The following is an 18,822-nucleotide window of genomic DNA, read 5'->3' as shown; positions in this document are numbered from 1 at the left end:
ATCTAGGCCCGGGGCACCCTGCCATCCTTGCAGATGAGGGACCGGGCCGAACAGGGCAGCTGAGCGGCCAAGATACGGCCAAAACGGCTCCGGCCGGCAGCGGTCCTACCCGTCGGCGGCGTTCTGCAGCGAGCGGGCCGCCCGGTCGAAGTAGTCCCAGATCGTCGCATCCTGCAGCGGTGGCAGGGCGATCCGGTCCAGGGCATGGCGCATATGGGCCAACCAGGTATCCCGGGCGGCGGTGTCCACGATGTAGGGCACGTGACGCATCCGCAGACGGGGGTGCCCGCGCAGTTGGCTGTAGGTGGTGGGCCCACCCCAATATTGTTCCAGGAACAACTGCAGTCGGATGGCTGCGGGCTTCAGATCCTCTTCCGGGTAGATCGACCGGAACCCGGCATCGTTGGCGACGGACTCGTAGAAGTACTCGGTCAGCCGCTGGAAGGTCTTCGAGCCGCCGACCTCGGCGTAGAAGGTTCCCAGGTAGGGGGAGAGGTCCTCATGATCGCCCACGTCTGCAGATGCCGGGGTGGTTCCGCCGAACCGGTCGGGACTCTGCCCGGAGACATCGGTGTCCTCGGGCTGCCCGCCCGAGGCGCCGGGGGATACCGAGGGGGAGGACAGCGGGCGTACCTGTCCGACATGGATGCCCAGGGATTCCCCTCCGGGCAAACGGATGGGCCCGCCTTGCTGGTTTTGTTGGTCGCTCACGAGTCGATTCCTTCCACGGCTGGCACGGTCCAGCCTTCTCCACACTATCGAATGCGCAGGTGCTTCAGTGCTTCGCGTTGGCTCAGGCCCGAGAGCTCGGAGCGATGGCTGGCAACGAAGGAGCGGACCCAGGGTGGATCGGTTTTGGCGTATTCGCGTAAAGCCCAACCAATCGCCTTGCGGAGGAAGAAATCCTGTTCGGCCATATTCGGGTAGATGGCAGCTTCCAGCAGGCCGACGTCGGTGTCTTCCTTCGAGCTGAGCTGGGTGATGATGGCTATTCGACGTTTCCAATGGTTCGGATCCACCGCCCAGCGACGCAAGAGCGGATCCATCTGCTCGCGATGGTGGGCGAGCAGATGGGCGAACCTGCGGTGGCAATTATCGACGATGTCCCACCAGGCCCCGTCAACGACCATGTCTTCGAACAGGTCCAGGAACTCGAGTCGGCCCCTGCAGGACCGGTAAGCGGTGAGTTGTTGGGCGGCATACCATTGCTCGCGGCACTGGGCACCGTCCCACAACTTCCTGGCCTCGTCGAGTAGATCCTCCCAGCGGCTGACCCCCGTTTCGCGGACCGCCTCACGGACGATCCGCTGGACCGTGGGGGCGCGGACGCCGAAGAAGTCCATTTCGGTCTTCAGATAGCGCTGCATGGCTCCCGCCGCGGTCGGATCGGCGACGGCCGCCAACCGCGAGGTGATCAACTGCCCGAGTTCATCTGCCATGACTAGGGTGCGACGGGTCGGTTGAGGACCGGGAAGTTCACCGAGCGGGCGATGAAGCACAGCTGGTGCGCCCGTTCGTGGAGGGAATCGGCGAGGCCACGTTGGGACTCATCGGCCAACACGACGCGCGGACTCAGGAGGGCTTCAGTGAATTCGCCGCTCCCGTCACGGTTCAAGCGCAGGGTTCCGGCGGCGGAGTCCGTGTATCCGGTGACGTGGAGCCCATATTTCACCGCCACATGGAAGTAGGACAACATATGGCATTGGGCGAGGGCACCCAGCAGGAGTTGCTCGGGGTTCCACCGGTCGGAGTCGCCGTGGAAGGTCGGGTCCGCGGTCCCTGGCAGATCCGGTAACCCGGTTGCCCGCAAGAAATGTTCCCGGCCGTAGTCCCGATGACCGGTGGTCCCGGTGCCGTGGTTGCCCGTCCACTCGACGTCGACGCGGTATTGATGCAGATTCGGGTCCATGGCACCACTGTAGGCCCGAATCCTCGAGCCCGAACGTGCTGGGTCCCGGCTCCATGTGGAGCCGGGACCCAGCCGGTTGCCCCGATCAGCCGCTCAGGGACTATCCGTCCACTGCCTGCGCGGCCAGGGCCCGGACCACCGCGTCGCGGCTTTCCACCAGCATCCGGCGCAAGGCAGGGCTTCCGGTACCCAGCTGATCCAAGAAGGCATCGGTGGCTTTCAACGTCGCCTCCGTCGTCTGGGCCATCGGGAACAAGCCGACGATGATCTGCTGGGCGATCTCCCAGCTCTTGGACTCCCAGACACCCTGGATGACCTGGAAGTACTTCGCGGCGAAGGGCTCCAACAGTGCTGGGTCGTGGGCCTGCTTGAACCCGTTGATGGCCGAACGCTGATGGGTGTTGGAAAGCTCGCTGCCATCGATGATGGCCTCCCAGACGGCCAGCTTCGCTTCGGCGGTGGGGATGGCTGCCCGGGCGACCTCGGCGGCCAGCCGGCCGTTGGCCGTATCGTCGGTGGCCAGTTCGGCCTCGATATCGGCTGCACCGGCTCGCCCGCCGGCGACCAGGGCGGTGAGCAGATACCAGCGCAGGTCGGCGTCGATCTGCAGGTCCTTCAGCTGCTGCTCGCCACCGAGCAGGGCAGCTACCGTATCCAACTGGTCCGCGGTCCGTGAGCGTGAGGCCGCGGCCTTCACGAATTGGAGCTGCTTATCCGAGCCGGCCTCCGCGCGGCGGGCCAACTCCCAGAGCTGATCGGCTGCCTGCTCACCCATCCGCTGGCGATCATCGGCGCGCACGTAGTAGTCCAAGACGGTGTTCAGCTGGCCCAAGATGACCAAGACCACCGAAGAGTCGGATTCGTGGCCAATATTGCGCAGCACCAGTTCGACGAATTCGCGGGCAGGTGTTTCGGCGTCGCGGGCGGCATCCCACGCCGAACCCCAGACCAGGGTGCGGGGCAGCGAAGCCTCGAAATCCTTCAGATGCTTCATCGCCACCTGGAGTGAGGCGGGATCCAGACGGATCTTCGCATAGGCCAGGTCGTCGTCGTTCACCAGCACCAGGTCGGGGCGCTTCCTGCCCACGAAGGCCTCGACCTCGGTGCGCTCACCTGCGACATCGAGTTCCTGACGGTGGGTGCGGACCAGCTTTCCGGCGTCGTTCAGGTCATAGAAGCCCACTGCTGCCCGGTGCGGGCGGATGGTGGGGTAATTCTCCGGTGCCGACTGGACGACGGCGAAGGAAGTGATCGTCCCGTCGTCGGCGGTAGCAATCTCGGCTTCGAGCTTGTTGACGCCCGCCGTTTCAAGCCAGAGTCGGGTCCATTCGGAGAGGTCGCGACCACTGGAGGCCTCGAGCTCGCGCATCAGGTCGGGAAGTTCGGTATTGGAGTAGGCATGTTTGGAGAAGTATTCGCGCACCCCCGCCATGAATTCCTTCTGGCCGACCCAGGCCACCAGCTGGCGCAGCACCGAGGCGCCCTTGGCATAGGTAATGCCGTCGAAGTTGACCTGGACGTCCTCCAGATCCTTGATTTCGGCCTTGATCGGGTGTGTTGAGGGCAGCTGGTCCTGGCGGTAGGCCCAGGACTTTTCCATGGAGGAGAACGTGGTCCAGGCCTGGCTGAACTCGGTGTTCTCCGCAGCGGCCAGCGCCGACATGAATTCGGCGAAGGACTCGTTGAGCCAGAGGTCGTTCCACCAGCGCATGGTCACCAGGTCCCCGAACCACATATGGGCCAGTTCGTGCAGGATGGTGATTGCCCGGCGTTCGACCATGGCATCGGTGGGTCGGGACCTGAAGACATAGGACTCCAGGAAGGTGACGGCCCCGGCGTTTTCCATGGCCCCGGCGTTGAACTCCGGGACGAAGAGCTGGTCGTACTTCTCGAACGGGTAGGGCGTGCCGAACTGCTCCTCGTAGAACTCGAAGCCCTGGCGGGTCAGCGTGAAGATGTTCTCCGCATCGAGGTGTTCCATGATCGACTTGCGGGCGAACACGCCCAGGGCGATGGTGCGTCCGTCTGAACTGGTCAGTTGGCTGCGCACCGCCTCATAGGGCCCGGCGATGAGCGCCGTGATGTAGGAGGAGATCGGCGCGGTGGGCGAGAACGCCCAGGTGGCCTTGCCCTCCCCGGCCGCCGACGGCGTGGGGGTGGGGGAGTTGGAGATGACGTCCCAGTAGTCCGGGGCGGTGACGGTGAAGGAGAAGGCGGCCTTCAGGTCGGGCTGTTCGAAGACGGCGAACATGCGCCGGGAATCGGGCACCTCGAACTGGGAGTAGAGGTAGACCTCCTGATCCACCGGGTCCACGAAACGGTGCAGCCCTTCTCCGGTGTTCATGTAGAGGGCGTCGGCGACGATGCGCAGCTCGTTATGGGCAGCGAGCTGCGGCAACTGGATGCGCACGCCGTCGCTGACTTCACTCGGGTCCAGCTGCGTCCCGTTGAGGGTGACCGAGTGCACGGTATCGGTGACCGCGTCGATGAACGTGCTGGCTCCGGCGGTCGCCTCGAAGTTCACGGTGGTGGTGGAACCGAACACCTTCTCTCCGCGGGTGAGGTCCAGCTCGATGTCGTAGGTTTCGACGGTGACTAGCCCGGCGCGTTCACGCGCTTCGTCGCGGGTGAGATTCAATCCTGGCACGGTGATGCCTCCCTGTGGTCTTTCGCGGTTGATGGCGGTCCAGAGAGCGCGGATATCTGAAGCGATTCCTGAACATTACGGATATTGTCTCACTTAAACGTCGCGATGGCGCTACCTGGCGGGATGAAATACCGGCAGAGTGATCCGGGGGCCCGTGTCCTGGCCCGAGGGGGCCGGATAGGATCGGTTCACGGGATCCGTCCCGCCACCCCGCGTCGATGACCAGGAGAAGCACCGTGAACCAGACCCATGTCTACGTTGGCTGCGCGAAGGCCGGAACCGTCGAGACCTTCGCCTTCGATCCCGCAACAGGAACCTTGAGCCCCGCCGGTGAACCGGTTGCCGTGGAGGGGATCCGTTCTTTGGCCTCGAGCCGGGAGCGTGGATTGCTCTATGCCGGGGCCTCCAGCAAACCGCCGATGCTGAACGCCCTAGACATCGACGGTTCCACCGGCCGACTGAGCAACGCCACCCGTGTTGAGTTGGCCGATAACACGGCCTATATCAGTCTGGATGCCGACGGTCGGACGGTCCGCAGCGCTTCCTACCACCACGACGCGGTGAACTCAGTGCCGTTGGGCGCCGACGGCCTGCCGGCCGGTGACGCCCTGCGGGCGCCCAGCCCGGGGGAGAAGGCCCACAGCGTCCGTACGACCCCCGATGGCCGCTACGTTTATGCTGCCTCGCTGGGCAGTGACCGTGTGGTCTGGTATTCCACCCAGACAGCGGAACTGACGCTGGCCGGGTCCCTCGATGCGCCGACCGGCTCGGGGCCGCGACACCTCCTCTTCAACGCCGACGCCTCCCGGGTCTACGTCATCCACGAGATGTCCGGGGAAGTCGCCGTCCATGAACGGGATTCAGATACCGGGGCCCTCACCGAAATCCAGCGCATTGACACCGTCCCCGCCTCCCTGGGCCTCGTCCCCGGCTTCGCCCGCCACCCAGGAGGCCCGGTGCCCGGCCCCGACGCCATCTGGTGCGCCGATATCCGCATCGGGGGCCGGGGAAAATTCCTTTTCACCACCGAACGCTCAACTTCGACGGTTTCCACGTTCGCCATCGACCCCGATACCGGCAAGCTGGACTATCTGCGCACCACAGACACCGAAGAACAACCCCGCGGGGCCGGCGTGGATGCGGACGGGGAATACCTCTTTGTCTGCGGGGAACGTTCGGGCCACCTGAGCGCCTACGGGATTTCCCCGCACGACGGAACACTCACGGCCACCGGACGGGCAGCCACCGGTGAGGGGCCCCTGTGGATCGAGGTCGTCGCCCCCTTGTAGGGTAGGAAATGTTCCCCTCCCACGGATGACCCGAAGGACATCATGCGCGTTCATATTGCCACCGACCATGCCGGACTCGAACTCAGCGCCCACCTGGTGGCGCATCTGCGCGGCGCCGGCCACGACGTCGTGGACCATGGCCCGACCTCCTACGATGCCGAGGACGACTACCCGGGATTCTGCATTAACGCCGCCGAAGCCGTCGGCGCCGAACAGGCCCGCGGACTGGATGCCTTGGGGATCGTGCTGGGAGGTTCGGGCAACGGCGAACAGATCGCCGCGAATAAGGTCAAGGGGATCCGCGCCGCCTTGGCCTGGAACCTGGACACCGCCCGACTGGCCCGCCAACACAACAACGCCAATATTGTTGCCGTGGGTGGGCGCCAGCACAGTATCGAAGAGGCCACTGGCCTGATCGACGCCTTCCTGGCCGAACCGTTCAGCGAAGCAGAACGCCATATTCGTCGAATCCAGCAGATCGGTGCCTACGAAACCACCGGCCAACTAGAGGACTAGGGTGCCCGAGGGCCACTCCGTCCACCGGCTTGCCCGCCAACTGGACGATGTTTTCGCCGGAGAAGTACTGCGGGTGTCGAGCCCGCAAGGAAGATTCACGGCAGGGGCCGCACTGCTAGACGGTCGTGAGCTCCTGGAGGCCACGGCCCACGGCAAGCTGCTGTTCGCCCGCTTCGCCGGCGAACAGATTCTGCGGGTCCATCTGGGGCTCTATGGTGCCTTCGGCTTCGGGGGAGACCAGGGTTTCCGGGGCGCTTCGAGCATCGGTGCCCCGCGACGCATCGGCGAGAAGGAGGCCTACGACGACGGGACTCCCGTCGCCTACGACGGACCTCCGGAACCGGTGGGCCACGTCAGAATGCGTCTGGTCTCCGAACACGGCTGGGCCGACCTGCGCGGCCCCTCGGTCTGCGAGGTGCTGACCGTGCCGGAGGCCGAAGCGGTTCGGGGGCGGTTGGGACCCGACCCGTTGGGGGCTGATACCGCTGCCGGGGAAGAGGAATTCCTCCGACGGATCGGGGCCACCGGTACCGTGATCGCCGCCGCGCTGATGAACCAGGCCCTGATTGCGGGGGTCGGAAATATCTACCGGGCCGAAGCACTCTTCCGTGCCGGACTCGACCCGTGGGCGCGAGGCCGCGACCTGCCGGTACCGGTGGTGCGCCGGTTGTGGCAGGATATCTGCGCGCTCATGGCCGATGGGGTCCGCGATGGCCGCATCATCACCACCCGGGCCCCAGACCGTGCCGACCCCGAAGCCCCGGTCTGGCCCGATCATGCCTACTACACCTACCAACGCCAGGGGCAGCCCTGTCTGATCTGCCGGACGCCGATCGGACTGGCCGAGCTGGCGGCGCGCAAACTCTATTGGTGTCCTGCCTGCCAGCCCCGCACGGGTCGGTCGGCCTAGCGACCCCGGATCCGGCCTCGGGCCGGCGTGTCCTGTTCGAAGGCGGCGATCAGCGCTTCGAACTCCGGTGCGTCTTGAGCCCGGTGACCACTTCCTGGCAGGATGCGATGGGCGGCCCCGTGCCGGATCAAGACCGCGGCGATTGCCTCATACTGTTCGTTCCAGCCGCCGGTGAGCACCAGGGTGGGCAGGGTCGCCATCAGATCCGGCGTGATGTTGTGACCCCATGGTGCCGGTTGGGTGCTGAACCGGCGGGCGTGGGGTTCATCCTGCTGCCAATCCTCCACCAGGGCGCGGCCGCCAAACATGAACGGTTTGACCAGTGCCCAATAACCGAAAAGGTCACCGTCGGCGGCCTTCTGCCGGGCCCGGGTCATCACCGCGATGTGCTCTTCCACCGCCGGAACGCCCCTGACGATATCGAAGAGCGCCGGCTCCAGCAGGACCAGCCGGGTGGGTTGCAGTTGGCCGGCCTCGATCGCCAACAACGTCGGAATGGCCCCCGAATGAATAGGAAAGGCACCTCCTAGCGCTCCGAAGCTACTACCGGTTACCCCGCCAAAGGGAACGGAAACTCCGAACCCACGGGCTCCGAAGCATCCCCCGAAGCGCGGCAACTAACAGACAAGGAATCCCGGTAGCCACAGTGATTACCCGGATTCCTTGTGGCCAAGGTCTAGTTGCGTCCGGTCAAACTGGGGATCTTTGGAAGCTCTGTAGGATTGGCAGATGGCTTATAGTGTTCAGATTTTTCGGGCAATGCTCGCTTCACCCGGCGATACAAGTCTTATTCGCAAAGGCATTTACGGGAGAATCTTAGAATTTAACTTCCGTGACTCTGAGGGCTACGGCTTCGCACTTCAACCCATTCTCTGGGAAAAACACGCTCCCGCAGCCAGTGGAAAACTCCCACAGGGTGTTTTGGACGACGAACTGGTCAATAAGTCAGATATTTTGCTTGGCATATTTCGACGGAAGTTCGGCAACCCTGTTGCAGGACATGATTCAGGAACCGTTCATGAGATCGAGGTTTTTGCTAACCCAACCGTAGGGCGAAATCCTTCTGTCATATTCATGAAGGATATGAGTAAAATCAAAGCTCCAGACCGTCAGAAGATTCGTGATTACCAGACGGATATTCAGAGCCGGGATTTTTTGACCGGTAGTTATGACACTGACATTGACGCCATTGAACTCGGCTTTCGGTCAATTCTTTATCAAGCGGAGCAACTGAAGCTGTTTCTGGATACTGGTGGTAACCCCACACGGATTGAAACTGATGAGGTTGAAGTTGAAGCGGACGAAGGAAAGTCCGACGACACGATTCAAGTAGTAAAACCGGCACCGAATCTGACGTATATCGAACTGGAAGCGTTAGAGGAAGAGACTGCGGGAATCCCGTTCTCTTTATCCAGAAAAAACCCTCGATACACCGCTCAGAACTCCATCGCTAGTTGGTCGAATGGAATCCGGTTCCCAGTTAGTGAGAGCATGCAGCAAGCGTTAAAAAATGCCAACCGGCTGGGGTCGCTGATGGCTTTCGAATCACTATCCGACCGAACCAAGCGCCAGATGCAGGAACTTTCGCAAAGTATGCGTCCACTGAAGGTTACCGACGCGAACTGGGAAGCAAAAAGGGCTGTCCAAGCAGTCATGAGTGCTATTGAGATACCTAAACCCAAAGACTTCCGTTTCTCAATTTCGCAAGCAGAGCAGCAGAAACGGTGGAGCCTTGAAAACACGGGTTCAACGACCGTCCTGATTGAGACCTTGCGAATCTATGCACGACCGACTGATGAGATACACCGTGATGAAATGTTGGAAAGCCATGATGAAACAAGGCTGGAAGCGGGGGAGGCTGAAACGTTCCTTGTCCCTGACACGTATTTAGAGGACGCTAGTAGCGCTGAAATCATCTTTGAGTATCGAAGAGATAGCGGCGAGCTAAGGAAGGGCAAGCTCCAGATCGAAGGGTAGTAGCCGCCAGTCAGTTCGAAAGACCTAGACAGTCCACAGAGTTGGATTGTCTGGGGCCTTTCATGACCAAACACAAATGGGCAATTACCGTGGCAGGCTCCGCTATCACCAGCGTTGCCAACGTGGCGGCCCAGGCCTCCACAGGGGACTCCATGGGGAAGGAGACGTACAGTCTCTCTTCATCGGTGCAATTGGGCCAGGCGGCCCTGCCGGTGCGGTTGGCTCCCGGAACGTAGATGCGCATAGCCGGACATTAGCAGCCGGTTCCGCACCCCTTAACGACGAAGGGCCGCCCTAAGGCGGCCCAACGTATGTGGAGGGGATGACGGGAATCGAACCCGCGTCATCAGTTTGGAAGACTGAGGCTTTACCATTAAGCTACATCCCCGCAAAGACGGGCCTTGCGGCCCGTTGCTTGGACAACATTAGCAGTGGGTTCGGAGCACTGCAAAATTGACGCTCGTCCTCGTGCGGCGCATGCTCGGAAGGTCGGTATCCGACGTCGTGACGAAGTCCCGGGCAGCGGGGCATGGGGGGTGGAAGATGGCTGGACCCAGGAAAGTACCGGATCTGCGGATCCTGCAAGGACTCAGCGAGCTGGGACTGACGAACGAGCAGATCGCCGAGCGCTACGGGGTCACCGCAGCCGGCGTCCAACGGGCCCTGAATCGTGGCAAGGCCCGTGCGGGACGGCCTTCCTACCGTGACGTCCTGCCCTGGGCCGTCGAAACCGAGCACCACCGCAGCTCCGTCATGGCCCATGTGCGGGTCCTGCTGCGGCAGCGAGCGGGACAGGAGGTTCCGGTCGAGGAGGTCCAGGCCCTGCACGCGTGGCTGGATTGGGTGCAACGGCGAGGACTGGTGCTGAACTACCATCCGGAGGCCCCGCCGAATCGTGCATCGGCCGTCGGCGGCTTCTACTACATGGACCGTTTGTCCAGCGACGAATGGATCATTCGGCGGCCGGTCCTGGACATCGCCGAGGGCCTCTAGGGCCGGGCCCGTGCCATGCCGGGAAGTGGTGCCTGTCAGCAATTAGTTGTTCCGCGAGGATTCTGCGTAAACTAGCCTCTGCACCAATCGGGGTGTAGCTCAGCTTGGTAGAGCGCGCGCTTTGGGAGCGTGAGGTCGCAGGTTCAACTCCTGTCACCCCGACTCTGAACTTTCAGTCCCGTCAGCTCCACAACGGGGACGAGTGTGCAGTGTCTTTATAGCCCAGATCATTCAGGAGAGCTACGTAGTGAAGAGCGCCGTCGAAAACCTCACGCCCACCCGGGTCAAGCTCAATGTCGAGGTTCCCCTCACCGAATTGCAGCCGAACATCGACGCGGCCTACAAGTCCATCGCGGAGCAGATCAATGTTCCCGGCTTCCGCAAGGGCAAGGTCCCGAACCGCCTGATCGACCAGCGTGTCGGCCGCGGCTATGTGCTGGAGACGGCTATCAACGACGGGCTCAACGAGTTCTACCAGGAAGCGGTCCGTGAGACGGAGATCGTCCCGCTGTCCCGCCCCGAGGTTGAGATCACCGAGGTCCCGGAGCCGACGGCTACCGAGGGCAACCTGGTCTTTGATGTCCAGGTGGACATCCGCCCGAAGATCGAACTGCCGGAGTACTCGGGCCTGGAGGTCCAGGTCGACGCCGTCGAAGCCACCGAGGCCGACGTCGAGACCGCCATGGACGAACTGCGTGGACGCTTCGGCACCCTGAAGAACGTCGACCGCCCAGCGGCCGACCAGGACTTCATCACCTTGGACCTCACCGCAACGGTGGAGGGCAATGAGGTCGACGCAGCCACCGATCTGTCCTACCAGGTCGGCTCGGGCACCATGCTCGATGGCCTCGACGAAGCAGTCACCGGCCTGTCCGCCGATGAGGATGCCACCTTCGAGACCAAGCTGGCCGGCGGCGAGCACGCCGGGGAAACCGCACAGGTCAAGGTGGTCATCAAGGCCGTCAAGGAGCGCGAGCTCCCGACCGCAGATGACGAGTTCGCCCAGCTGGCTTCCGAATTCGACACCATCGACGAACTGCGCGAGGACCTGACCCAGAAGGCCGCCGAGTCCAAGCTCGTCGATCAGGGAGTACAGGCCCGCGATAAGGTCATGGACAAGCTCACCGAGCTGGTGCCCGTTCCGGTTCCGGAGTCGGTGATCAACGAACAGGTTGAGCAGCACTTCGCCCAGGGCGGCGAGAACCCCGGTGAAGAGCACGACACCGAGGAGCACCGCGCCGAGGTCAAGACCAACACGGAGCGCGCCTTCCAGAACGAGGTCATCCTCGACGAGATCGCCGAAAAGGAAGAGGTAGGCGTCGAGCAGTCAGAGCTCATCGACTACATCGTCCAGAGCTCCAGCCAGTACGGCATGGATCCGAACCAGTTCGCCCAGATGCTCGACAGCGCCGGCCAGGTGCCGATGATGATCGGTGAGGTCCGCCGCCGCAAGGCACTGGCCAAGGTCCTGGAACTGGCCAAGGTCACCGATACCGATGGCAAGGACGTCGACCTGACGGACTTCGTCCGGCCCGCCGGCGAAGAAGAAGACGAGTCCTCGGATTCTTCCGCCTCCTCGGCATCGTCGGCTTCGGCCGACTCAGCAGAGTCCGCCAAGTAGCCACCGCGATGTAGAGCCGCCGATGAGCGGCCTCGGCGGGACTGCCCGAAAGGGCGGTCCCGCCGTCGTACTTTAAGCCGAAAGCACCTGCAGTTAAGCCACAGGCGATGGGCCCGTCACAGGGGTATGCGCCATCAGCGAACAGCGAATGATCGCGGGCGCGGCGCGCGTTGTGACTGCAGTAGTGTCAAGGAAAGCAAGCGCTACCGTACGTGGCCGGAAGAGCCACGTCGCATGGCACCCATGGAGAGGTATTCGAAAATGACGACGGAATCCCACACCCCGAAGATGGCCTCGGTCGATCCGGCCAGTCGCGAGGACTACATCTACAACCGGCTCCTCAAGGAGCGCATCATCTGGCTCGGCTCGGAAGTGAGCGACGAGTCGGCCAACGCCATCTCCTCCCAACTACTGCTGCTCTCGGCCGAGGACCCGGATAAGGACATCTTCCTGTACATCAACTCGCCGGGCGGGTCCATTACCGCCGGCATGGCGATCTTCGACACGATGAACTACATCCCCAACGATGTCGTCACCGTTGCCACCGGCCTGGCCGCCTCGATGGGGCAGTTCCTGCTCTCCTCGGGCACCAAGGGCAAGCGCTACGCCACCCCGAACGCGCGGATCCTGATGCACCAGCCCTCCGGCGGAATCGGCGGCACCGCCTCCGATATCCGCATCCAGGCGGAACTGATCCTGCATATGAAGAAGGTCATGTCCGAGCTCACCGCCGAACAGACCGGGCAGTCGCTGGAGACGATCCTGAAGGACAACGACCGCGATAAGTGGTTCACGGCCCCCGAGGCCCTGGAATACGGGTTCTTCGACCACATCGCCCAGAGCTCCGTTACGGTTTCCGGCGGCGGCGGAGTCAAGAACTAGCCATCCAGCCGACGAGCATCCCCACAGATCCCCAGGAGAAGAACATGAATTACACCGGCAACGAAGGCACCGCTGGCGACATGCCGTCCGCCCGCTACATCCTTCCTTCCTTCGAAGAGCGCACCCCCTACGGCTTCAAGCGCCAGGACCCCTACGCGAAGCTGTTCGAGGACCGCATCGTCTTCCTCGGCACGCAGGTCGACGACGCTTCGGCCGACGACGTGATGGCCCAGCTGCTCGTCCTGGAATCCATGGACCCCGAGCGCGACATCACCTTGTACATCAACTCACCCGGCGGCTCCTTCACCGCCATGACGGCGATCTACGACACGATGATGTTCATCCGCCCCGAGATCCAGACCGTCTGCCTGGGCCAGGCGGCCAGCGCCGCCGCGGTCCTGCTGGCAGCCGGTGCGCCGGGTAAGCGTCTGGCGTTGCCCAACGCCCGCGTGCTGATCCACCAGCCGGCCATGGGCGGCGGGGAACGTGGCACGGCCACCGACCTGCAGATTCAGGCCGAAGAGGTCATGCGGATGCGCACCTGGTTGGAGACCACGCTCTCCGAGCAGAGCCATAAGACCCCCGAGCAGGTCGGCAACGATATCGAACGCGATCTGTTCATGACCGCGCAGGAAGCCAAGGAGTATGGCCTGATCGACGAGGTGCTCAGCCCTCGGAAGATCAAGCAGCAGGCCATCGGCAAATAGGAAGACGACGGCTTCAGTGACCGGACGTCCCGTAGGTTTTTCGCACCACGGGGCGTCCGGTCACCTATTCTGTCGGCCAACTCACCTAGAGTTGTAGGTAGACATCACCGCGCGGCGTCCGCCGCGAGGTTTCTGTATCACGTTAGGGGAAGAACACCATGGCTCGTATGGGTGAAAGCTCCGACCTGCTCAAGTGTTCGTTCTGCGGCAAAAGTCAGAAGCAGGTCCGTAAGCTCATCGCCGGTCCAGGCGTCTACATCTGCACCGAATGCATTGAACTGTGCAATGAGTTGATGGAGGAGGAGCTGGCCGAGATCGAGGCCGGCCCCGATTTCGAACTGCCGCGTCCCCGCGAGATCTTCGACTCGCTGCAGGAATACGTCATCGGCCAGGAAGGCGCCAAACGCTCCCTGTCGGTCGCCGTGTACAACCACTATAAGCGCATCCAATCGGGGGCCGGTTCCACCGCTGCAGCCCAATTGAGCGATGTGGACGCACTGGACGACGTCGAGGTCTCCAAGTCCAATATCCTGCTCATCGGTCCGACCGGTTGCGGCAAAACCTACCTCGCCCAGACGTTGGCCCGCAGGTTGAACGTGCCTTTCGCCGCTGCCGACGCCACGGCACTGACCGAGGCCGGCTATGTCGGTGAGGATGTCGAGAACATCTTGCTCAAGCTCCTCCAGGCCGCGGACTTCGACGTGAAGAAGGCCGAACAGGGCATCATCTACATCGACGAGATCGACAAGATTTCGCGTAAGTCAGAGAACCCCTCCATCACCCGTGATGTTTCCGGTGAGGGGGTGCAGCAGGCGCTGCTGAAGATCCTTGAAGGTACGGTCGCCTCGGTCCCGCCCCAGGGCGGCCGCAAACATCCGCACCAGGAATTCATCCAGATCGACACATCGAACGTCCTGTTCATTGTCGCGGGGGCCTTCGGCGGCCTCGAGGAGATCATCGGCTCCCGGGCCGGCCAGAAGGGTATTGGTTTCGGTGCACCACTGACCGCGCTGAACTCCGAGGACGCCAAATATTCGGATGTCCGCCCCGAGGACCTACTCAAATTTGGTCTCATCCCCGAATTCATCGGCCGCCTGCCGGTGATCGCCACCGTGGAGAACCTGGACCGCGAGGCCCTGATCAAGATCCTGACCGAGCCGAAGAACGCCCTGGTGAAGCAGTACCAGAAGATGTTCCGTCTCGACGGGGTTGAGCTGACCTTCGAACTTGATGCCCTCGAAGCCATCGCCGACCTGGCGCTGGAACGCGGAACCGGCGCCCGCGGGCTGCGGGCGATCCTCGAAGAGACCCTCGGTTCGATTATGTTCGATCTGCCCGGCCGCGATGACATCGCCGAGGTCGTCATCACCGCAGAAGTAGTGCAGCAGGTCGGCGAACCGACGCTCATCTCGGCGGAAGTGGCCACGAAGCGGCGGAATAAGTCAGCCTGATCGGGGCGTTGTACTCAACGGAGGGCGGTGACCCAACCGTCACTACCGAGTACATGCTTCGACTTCAGGAGGAACACCTTGTCCAAGACCACGGCTGTAGATTTCTGGTTTGACCCGCTTTGCCCCTTCGCCTGGGCCACTTCCCGGTGGATCCTCGAGGTGGAGAAGGTCCGTGACATCAAAGTCGAGTGGCAGGTGATGAGCCTGGCGGTCCTGAATGAGGATAAGAACGTCGAGGGCGAATTCCCCCGGGGTCTGGACAGTGCGTGGGCCCCGGTGCGGGTCATCATCGCCGCAGAGCAAGCCCACGGTCAGGACGTCGTCGGCGAACTCTACACAGCCATGGGCGAATTGATCCATTACGCCGGTGTTGCTGAATATTCCGAGGTCATCACCCGGGCCCTCGAACGGGTCGGCCTCCCGGCAGAACTCGCCCAGGCCGGCGCGAACGACGAACACGATGCGGCCCTGCGGGCCAGTCACGAACGGGGCATCTCCCTGGTGGGCCAAGAGGTCGGCACCCCGGTCGTTGCGTTGAACGGCACCGCGTTCTTCGGGCCGGTCATCACCGAGATCCCCTCTGGTGAGGAAGCGGGGCAGCTCTTCGATGCCTCCGTCACCCTGGCATCGTTCCCGTACTTCTTCGAGCTCAAGCGCACCCGCTCCGGGGCACCGCAGTTCACACAGGAACGCCAGCAATTCGCGCAGGTCGACGCCTCCTAACGAATTTTCGGCCCGGTACCGGGCCCAACAGAAGTGGCCCCGGCAGACATTGCCGGGGCCACTTCTGTCACTGCTCCACGGGCCTAGCCTTGTGCGGTCGGCTCCTCAGCCGGGGCCAGCACCACATCGGAGACGACGAGTTCCTCGCCGCCGACCTGGAGATCCAACTCCACGGCGTTACCCGCGGCGAGCAGATCACCGAGACCGGCACGTACCCGATCCAAGGTGGCTTCAGGGCCCCGGACGACGCCGGAGAGGACCTGGGTGCGCTGTTTGACCTTGGCCTCGGACTTGGACTTGCGGATCCCGCCCAAGGCGTCCCCAACGGTTGGCAGAACACCGGTGTCGGCCCCCTCAACGGCACCGGTCAGGTGCGTATTGGTCGGCCAGGCTGACTGGTGGACCGACCCCGAACGCCACCAGCCCCACACCTCTTCGGTAGCGAAGGGCAGGAACGGTGCGAAAAGGCGCAGCACGGCATCAAGGGTGGTTGCCAGGGCAGCCAGCACCGAGGCCTGCTCGGCGTCGCCACGGGCACCGTAGGCCCGGTCCTTGATGAGTTCGACGTAATCGTCGGTGAAGGACCAGAAGAACGTTTCCACGATGTCCAAGGCACGGGCGTAATCGTAGATCCCGAAGGCACGGTCGGCCTCTTCGATGACCTCCGAGAGCCGGGCCAGCAAGGACCGGTCCAGACCATTGGTGATCAGATGGGCATCGCCGTCCAGGACGTTCGCCTCGGTGGCACCGAGATTCAGGACGAACTTCGAGGCATTGAGGATCTTGATCGCCAGGCGGCGGCCAATCTTCATCTGGGCTACCTCGTAGGCGGTATCGGCCCCGAGCTTGGCCGAAGCTGCCCAATAACGCACGGCATCCGCGCCGAAGTCGTTCAGCACGTCGGTGGGGACCACCACATTGCCCTTGGACTTGGACATCTTCTTCCGGTCCGGGTCCAAGATCCAACCGGAAATGGCCGCATGCTTCCACGGGGCGCAATCGTGCAGGGCATCGCCACGCACTGCGGTGGAGAAGAGCCAGGTGCGGATGATGTCGTGGGCCTGGGGGCGCAGGTCGAACGGGAAGACCTTGGAGAAGAACTCGTCATCCCGGCTCCAGCGGCCCACGATCTGCGGGGTCAGCGAAGACGTCGCCCACGTATCGAGCACATCGGCATCCCCGGTGAAACCACCGGGAACATCACGCTGGTCCGCCGTATACCCCGGGGCCGTTTCGGCCACCGGGTCCACCGGCAACTGGGCGTCGTCGGGGACCACCGGGTGCTCATAATCGGGGTTGCCCTGGGCATCCAACGGGTACCAGACGGGGATGGGCACACCGAAGAAGCGTTGACGGGAGACCAGCCAGTCGCCGTTGAGCCCATTGACCCAATTCGTGTAGCGCGAGCGCATGAATTCCGGATGGAACTCGATTTCCTGGCCGCGGGCGATCATGCGTTCGCGGCGCTGGGCGTCCCGGCCACCGTTGCGGATGTACCACTGCCGGGAGCTGACGACCTCCAGGGGCTTATCGCCCTTTTCGAAGAAGTTCACCGGGTGGGTGATCTTGCGCGGTTCGCCGTCGAGCAGTCGGGCCTCACTGAGCATCGTCGAGACGGCCTCCTTGGCGGAGAACACCGTTTTGCCGGCCAGCGAAGCGAAGGCCTCCCGTCCTGCCTCGGAGGTGATCCACTCGGGGGCCTGCCCCTGGATCCGGCCGTCCCGGCCGATGATGGCCCGGGTGGGCAACTGCAGTTCCCGCCACCAGGTGACATCGGTCAGGTCGCCGAAGGTGCAGACCATGGCGATGCCGGAGCCCTTATCCGCCTTGGCCAAGGGGTGGGGATACACCTGGACCTCAACACCGAACAGTGGGGAGGTGACTGTCTTCCCAAAGAGGGGCTGGTACCGCTCATCGTCGGGGTTGGCGACGAGGCCGGCGCAGGCGGCCAGCAATTCGGGACGGGTCGTCTCGATGTGAATCTCGGTGCCGTCTTCGGCGAAGAACGGGAACCGGTAGTAGGCGCCGTCAACTTCGCGGTCCTCGAGCTCGGCCTGGGCAACCGCTGTCCGGAAGGTGACATCCCACAGGGTTGGTGCCTCGGCCATGTAGGCGTCGCCGTCGGTCAGGTTCCGGATGAAGGCCCGTTGGGAGACGGCGCGAGAAATGTCATCAATGGTGCGGTAGGTCAGGTTCCAGTCCACTGACAAGCCGAGGGTGCTGAAAAGGTGCTCGAAGACCTTCTCGTCCTCGACGGCCAGTTCCTCGCAGAGCTCAATGAACGTCCGACGGGAGACGACGTCCCAATCACGCTGGTTCTTCGCCGGCTTTTCCGGGGGGCGGTACGCCGGGTCGTAGGCGGTCTTGGGATCGCAGCGCACACCGTAGAAGTTCTGCACACGGCGTTCTGTCGGCAGACCGTTGTCGTCCCAGCCCATGGGGTAGAAGACATTCTTGCCGCGCATCCGCTGGTAGCGGGCCAAAACGTCGGTCTGCGTGTAAGAGAACATGTGTCCCACGTGCAGGGATCCCGATGCCGTGGGCGGGGGAGTGTCGATCGAGTAGACCTCGTCGCGGGTCGTGTCGGGGTTGAAAGCGTAGGTACCCTCGTCACGCCACCGCTGTCCGAGCCGTTCTTCGAGGCCCTCCAGTGCTGGTTTGTCGGGGACGCTTACGGTAGCGGGCGTGTCTGTGCCCAAGTTCTGTTCAGCCATGCTCCCAGTATTCCATGTCGGCAGGTCAGGCCCGATTCGCGGCGCTGGACACCGTCTCGTCCACAGGCTTTTTTGCGGGGCGGGCGTCGCGGAGGGATTCGGCCTACCATCGGGGTATGGGCAAGATCAGAATGCAGCGGGCCTACTCCGCACCAGACGGCGGCTATCGGATCCTGGTCGACCGACTCTGGCCCCGAGGCATCGCCAAAGAGGATGCCGAACTCGATGAGTGGGCCAAGGACGTCGCCCCCTCCCCGGAATTGCGGACCTGGTTCAACCACCGGGAGCACCGCTTCGATGAATTCCGTGAGCAATACATCGCCGAACTCGAGGACGGGCCGGCGACCGAGGAAGCCGAAAGACTGCTGGAGCTGATCAAAGATCAGGACGACGTCGTACTCGTCTATGCCACCAAAGACGAAGAACATAATAATGCCGTGGTCCTGCTCGAATTTCTGGACGAGAACCTCTGAGACCCACCCC

General features: G+C 63.0%; 18 protein-coding genes and 2 tRNA genes. 13 read left to right on the top strand and 7 right to left on the bottom strand.

Annotated features, from left to right (window positions below; all coding sequences use genetic code 11):
• Positions 1-105 precede the first annotated feature (105 nt).
• From CIK75_RS16510 to pepN, 4 genes are all read right to left on the bottom strand, one after another.
• On the bottom strand, positions 106-711 hold the full coding sequence (locus tag CIK75_RS16510) for a globin (RefSeq protein ID WP_241895351.1): 606 nt from the start codon (positions 709-711) through the stop codon (positions 106-108).
• 44 nt (positions 712-755) lie between these two features.
• Positions 756-1,439, bottom strand: coding sequence for a DNA alkylation repair protein (locus CIK75_RS06975; protein ID WP_096223442.1), 684 nt, complete (start codon positions 1,437-1,439; stop codon positions 756-758).
• Positions 1,440-1,441: 2 nt separating this feature from the next.
• Positions 1,442-1,909 (bottom strand): OsmC family protein, encoded by a 468-nt coding sequence (locus tag CIK75_RS06970; protein ID WP_086998189.1) that lies wholly within the window; start codon positions 1,907-1,909, stop codon positions 1,442-1,444.
• 100 nt (positions 1,910-2,009) lie between these two features.
• Positions 2,010-4,556: an aminopeptidase N gene (gene pepN, locus CIK75_RS06965; protein ID WP_096223441.1), complete on the bottom strand. Its 2,547-nt coding sequence runs from the start codon at positions 4,554-4,556 to the stop codon at positions 2,010-2,012.
• Between the two features lie 236 nt (positions 4,557-4,792).
• On the opposite strand from pepN, the gene CIK75_RS06960 reads away from it, so the two are divergent.
• The 3 genes from CIK75_RS06960 to CIK75_RS06950 are packed head-to-tail and all read left to right on the top strand — an operon-like array spanning position 4,793 to position 7,271.
• Positions 4,793-5,845, top strand: a complete 1,053-nt coding sequence (locus tag CIK75_RS06960; protein ID WP_158225914.1) for a beta-propeller fold lactonase family protein — start codon at positions 4,793-4,795, stop codon at positions 5,843-5,845.
• Positions 5,846-5,887: 42 nt separating this feature from the next.
• A complete protein-coding gene (locus CIK75_RS06955) occupies positions 5,888-6,361 on the top strand; it encodes a ribose-5-phosphate isomerase (RefSeq protein ID WP_096223439.1) in 474 nt (157 codons plus the stop codon).
• Between the two features lies 1 nt (position 6,362).
• A complete protein-coding gene (locus CIK75_RS06950) occupies positions 6,363-7,271 on the top strand; it encodes a DNA glycosylase (protein WP_096223438.1) in 909 nt (302 codons plus the stop codon).
• Here the strand turns inward: CIK75_RS06950 and CIK75_RS06945 are convergent.
• Positions 7,268-7,756: a hypothetical protein gene (locus tag CIK75_RS06945; protein WP_158225913.1), complete on the bottom strand. Its 489-nt coding sequence runs from the start codon at positions 7,754-7,756 to the stop codon at positions 7,268-7,270. The two genes, CIK75_RS06950 and CIK75_RS06945, sit on opposite strands and share 4 nt — an antisense overlap.
• Before the next feature lie 244 nt (positions 7,757-8,000).
• On the opposite strand from CIK75_RS06945, the gene CIK75_RS06940 reads away from it, so the two are divergent.
• Both CIK75_RS06940 and CIK75_RS16230 read left to right on the top strand, forming a co-directional pair.
• Positions 8,001-9,248, top strand: coding sequence for a hypothetical protein (locus CIK75_RS06940; RefSeq protein ID WP_096223436.1), 1,248 nt, complete (start codon positions 8,001-8,003; stop codon positions 9,246-9,248).
• Positions 9,249-9,310: 62 nt separating this feature from the next.
• Entirely contained in the window at positions 9,311-9,484 is a 174-nt protein-coding gene (locus CIK75_RS16230) for a hypothetical protein (protein ID WP_158225912.1), read from the top strand.
• A 78-nt stretch (positions 9,485-9,562) separates the two neighbouring features.
• Here CIK75_RS16230 and CIK75_RS06935 read toward each other — a convergent pair.
• A tRNA-Gly gene (locus CIK75_RS06935) sits at positions 9,563-9,636 on the bottom strand.
• A 155-nt stretch (positions 9,637-9,791) separates the two neighbouring features.
• Between CIK75_RS06935 and CIK75_RS06930 the strand changes: the two genes are divergently transcribed.
• The 7 genes from CIK75_RS06930 (at position 9,792) to CIK75_RS06900 (ending at position 15,625) form a co-directional block, all read left to right on the top strand.
• Complete coding sequence (locus tag CIK75_RS06930) at positions 9,792-10,241, top strand: hypothetical protein (RefSeq protein ID WP_096223435.1); 450 nt, start codon at positions 9,792-9,794, stop codon at positions 10,239-10,241.
• 88 nt (positions 10,242-10,329) lie between these two features.
• A tRNA-Pro gene (locus tag CIK75_RS06925) sits at positions 10,330-10,403 on the top strand.
• An 85-nt stretch (positions 10,404-10,488) separates the two neighbouring features.
• Entirely contained in the window at positions 10,489-11,862 is a 1,374-nt protein-coding gene (gene tig / locus CIK75_RS06920) for a trigger factor (RefSeq protein WP_096223434.1), read from the top strand.
• A 288-nt stretch (positions 11,863-12,150) separates the two neighbouring features.
• Positions 12,151-12,744 (top strand): ATP-dependent Clp protease proteolytic subunit, encoded by a 594-nt coding sequence (locus CIK75_RS06915; protein WP_086998274.1) that lies wholly within the window; start codon positions 12,151-12,153, stop codon positions 12,742-12,744.
• Between the two features lie 44 nt (positions 12,745-12,788).
• Positions 12,789-13,451 (top strand): ATP-dependent Clp protease proteolytic subunit, encoded by a 663-nt coding sequence (locus CIK75_RS06910; protein WP_086998208.1) that lies wholly within the window; start codon positions 12,789-12,791, stop codon positions 13,449-13,451.
• Between the two features lie 158 nt (positions 13,452-13,609).
• Positions 13,610-14,902, top strand: coding sequence for an ATP-dependent Clp protease ATP-binding subunit ClpX (clpX, locus tag CIK75_RS06905; protein ID WP_086998211.1), 1,293 nt, complete (start codon positions 13,610-13,612; stop codon positions 14,900-14,902).
• Between the two features lie 78 nt (positions 14,903-14,980).
• Positions 14,981-15,625: a DsbA family protein gene (locus CIK75_RS06900; protein WP_096223433.1), complete on the top strand. Its 645-nt coding sequence runs from the start codon at positions 14,981-14,983 to the stop codon at positions 15,623-15,625.
• 83 nt (positions 15,626-15,708) lie between these two features.
• On the opposite strand, the gene valS is transcribed toward CIK75_RS06900, so the two are convergent.
• Positions 15,709-18,339 carry a valine--tRNA ligase gene (gene valS, locus CIK75_RS06895; RefSeq protein WP_096223432.1) on the bottom strand — a complete coding sequence of 877 codons (2,631 nt, stop codon included), beginning with the start codon at positions 18,337-18,339 and terminating at the stop codon, positions 15,709-15,711.
• A gap of 14 nt (positions 18,340-18,353) precedes the next feature.
• On the opposite strand from valS, the gene CIK75_RS06890 reads away from it, so the two are divergent.
• Entirely contained in the window at positions 18,354-18,812 is a 459-nt protein-coding gene (locus CIK75_RS06890) for a DUF488 family protein (protein ID WP_343251893.1), read from the top strand.
• Positions 18,813-18,822 lie beyond the last annotated feature (10 nt).

It is taken from the genome of Glutamicibacter sp. BW78 (assembly GCF_002332245.1).
Classification (GTDB): Bacteria; Actinomycetota; Actinomycetes; order Actinomycetales; family Micrococcaceae; genus Arthrobacter_H; species Arthrobacter_H rhombi_A.
This window is presented reverse-complemented; position numbering and strand designations above follow the sequence as displayed.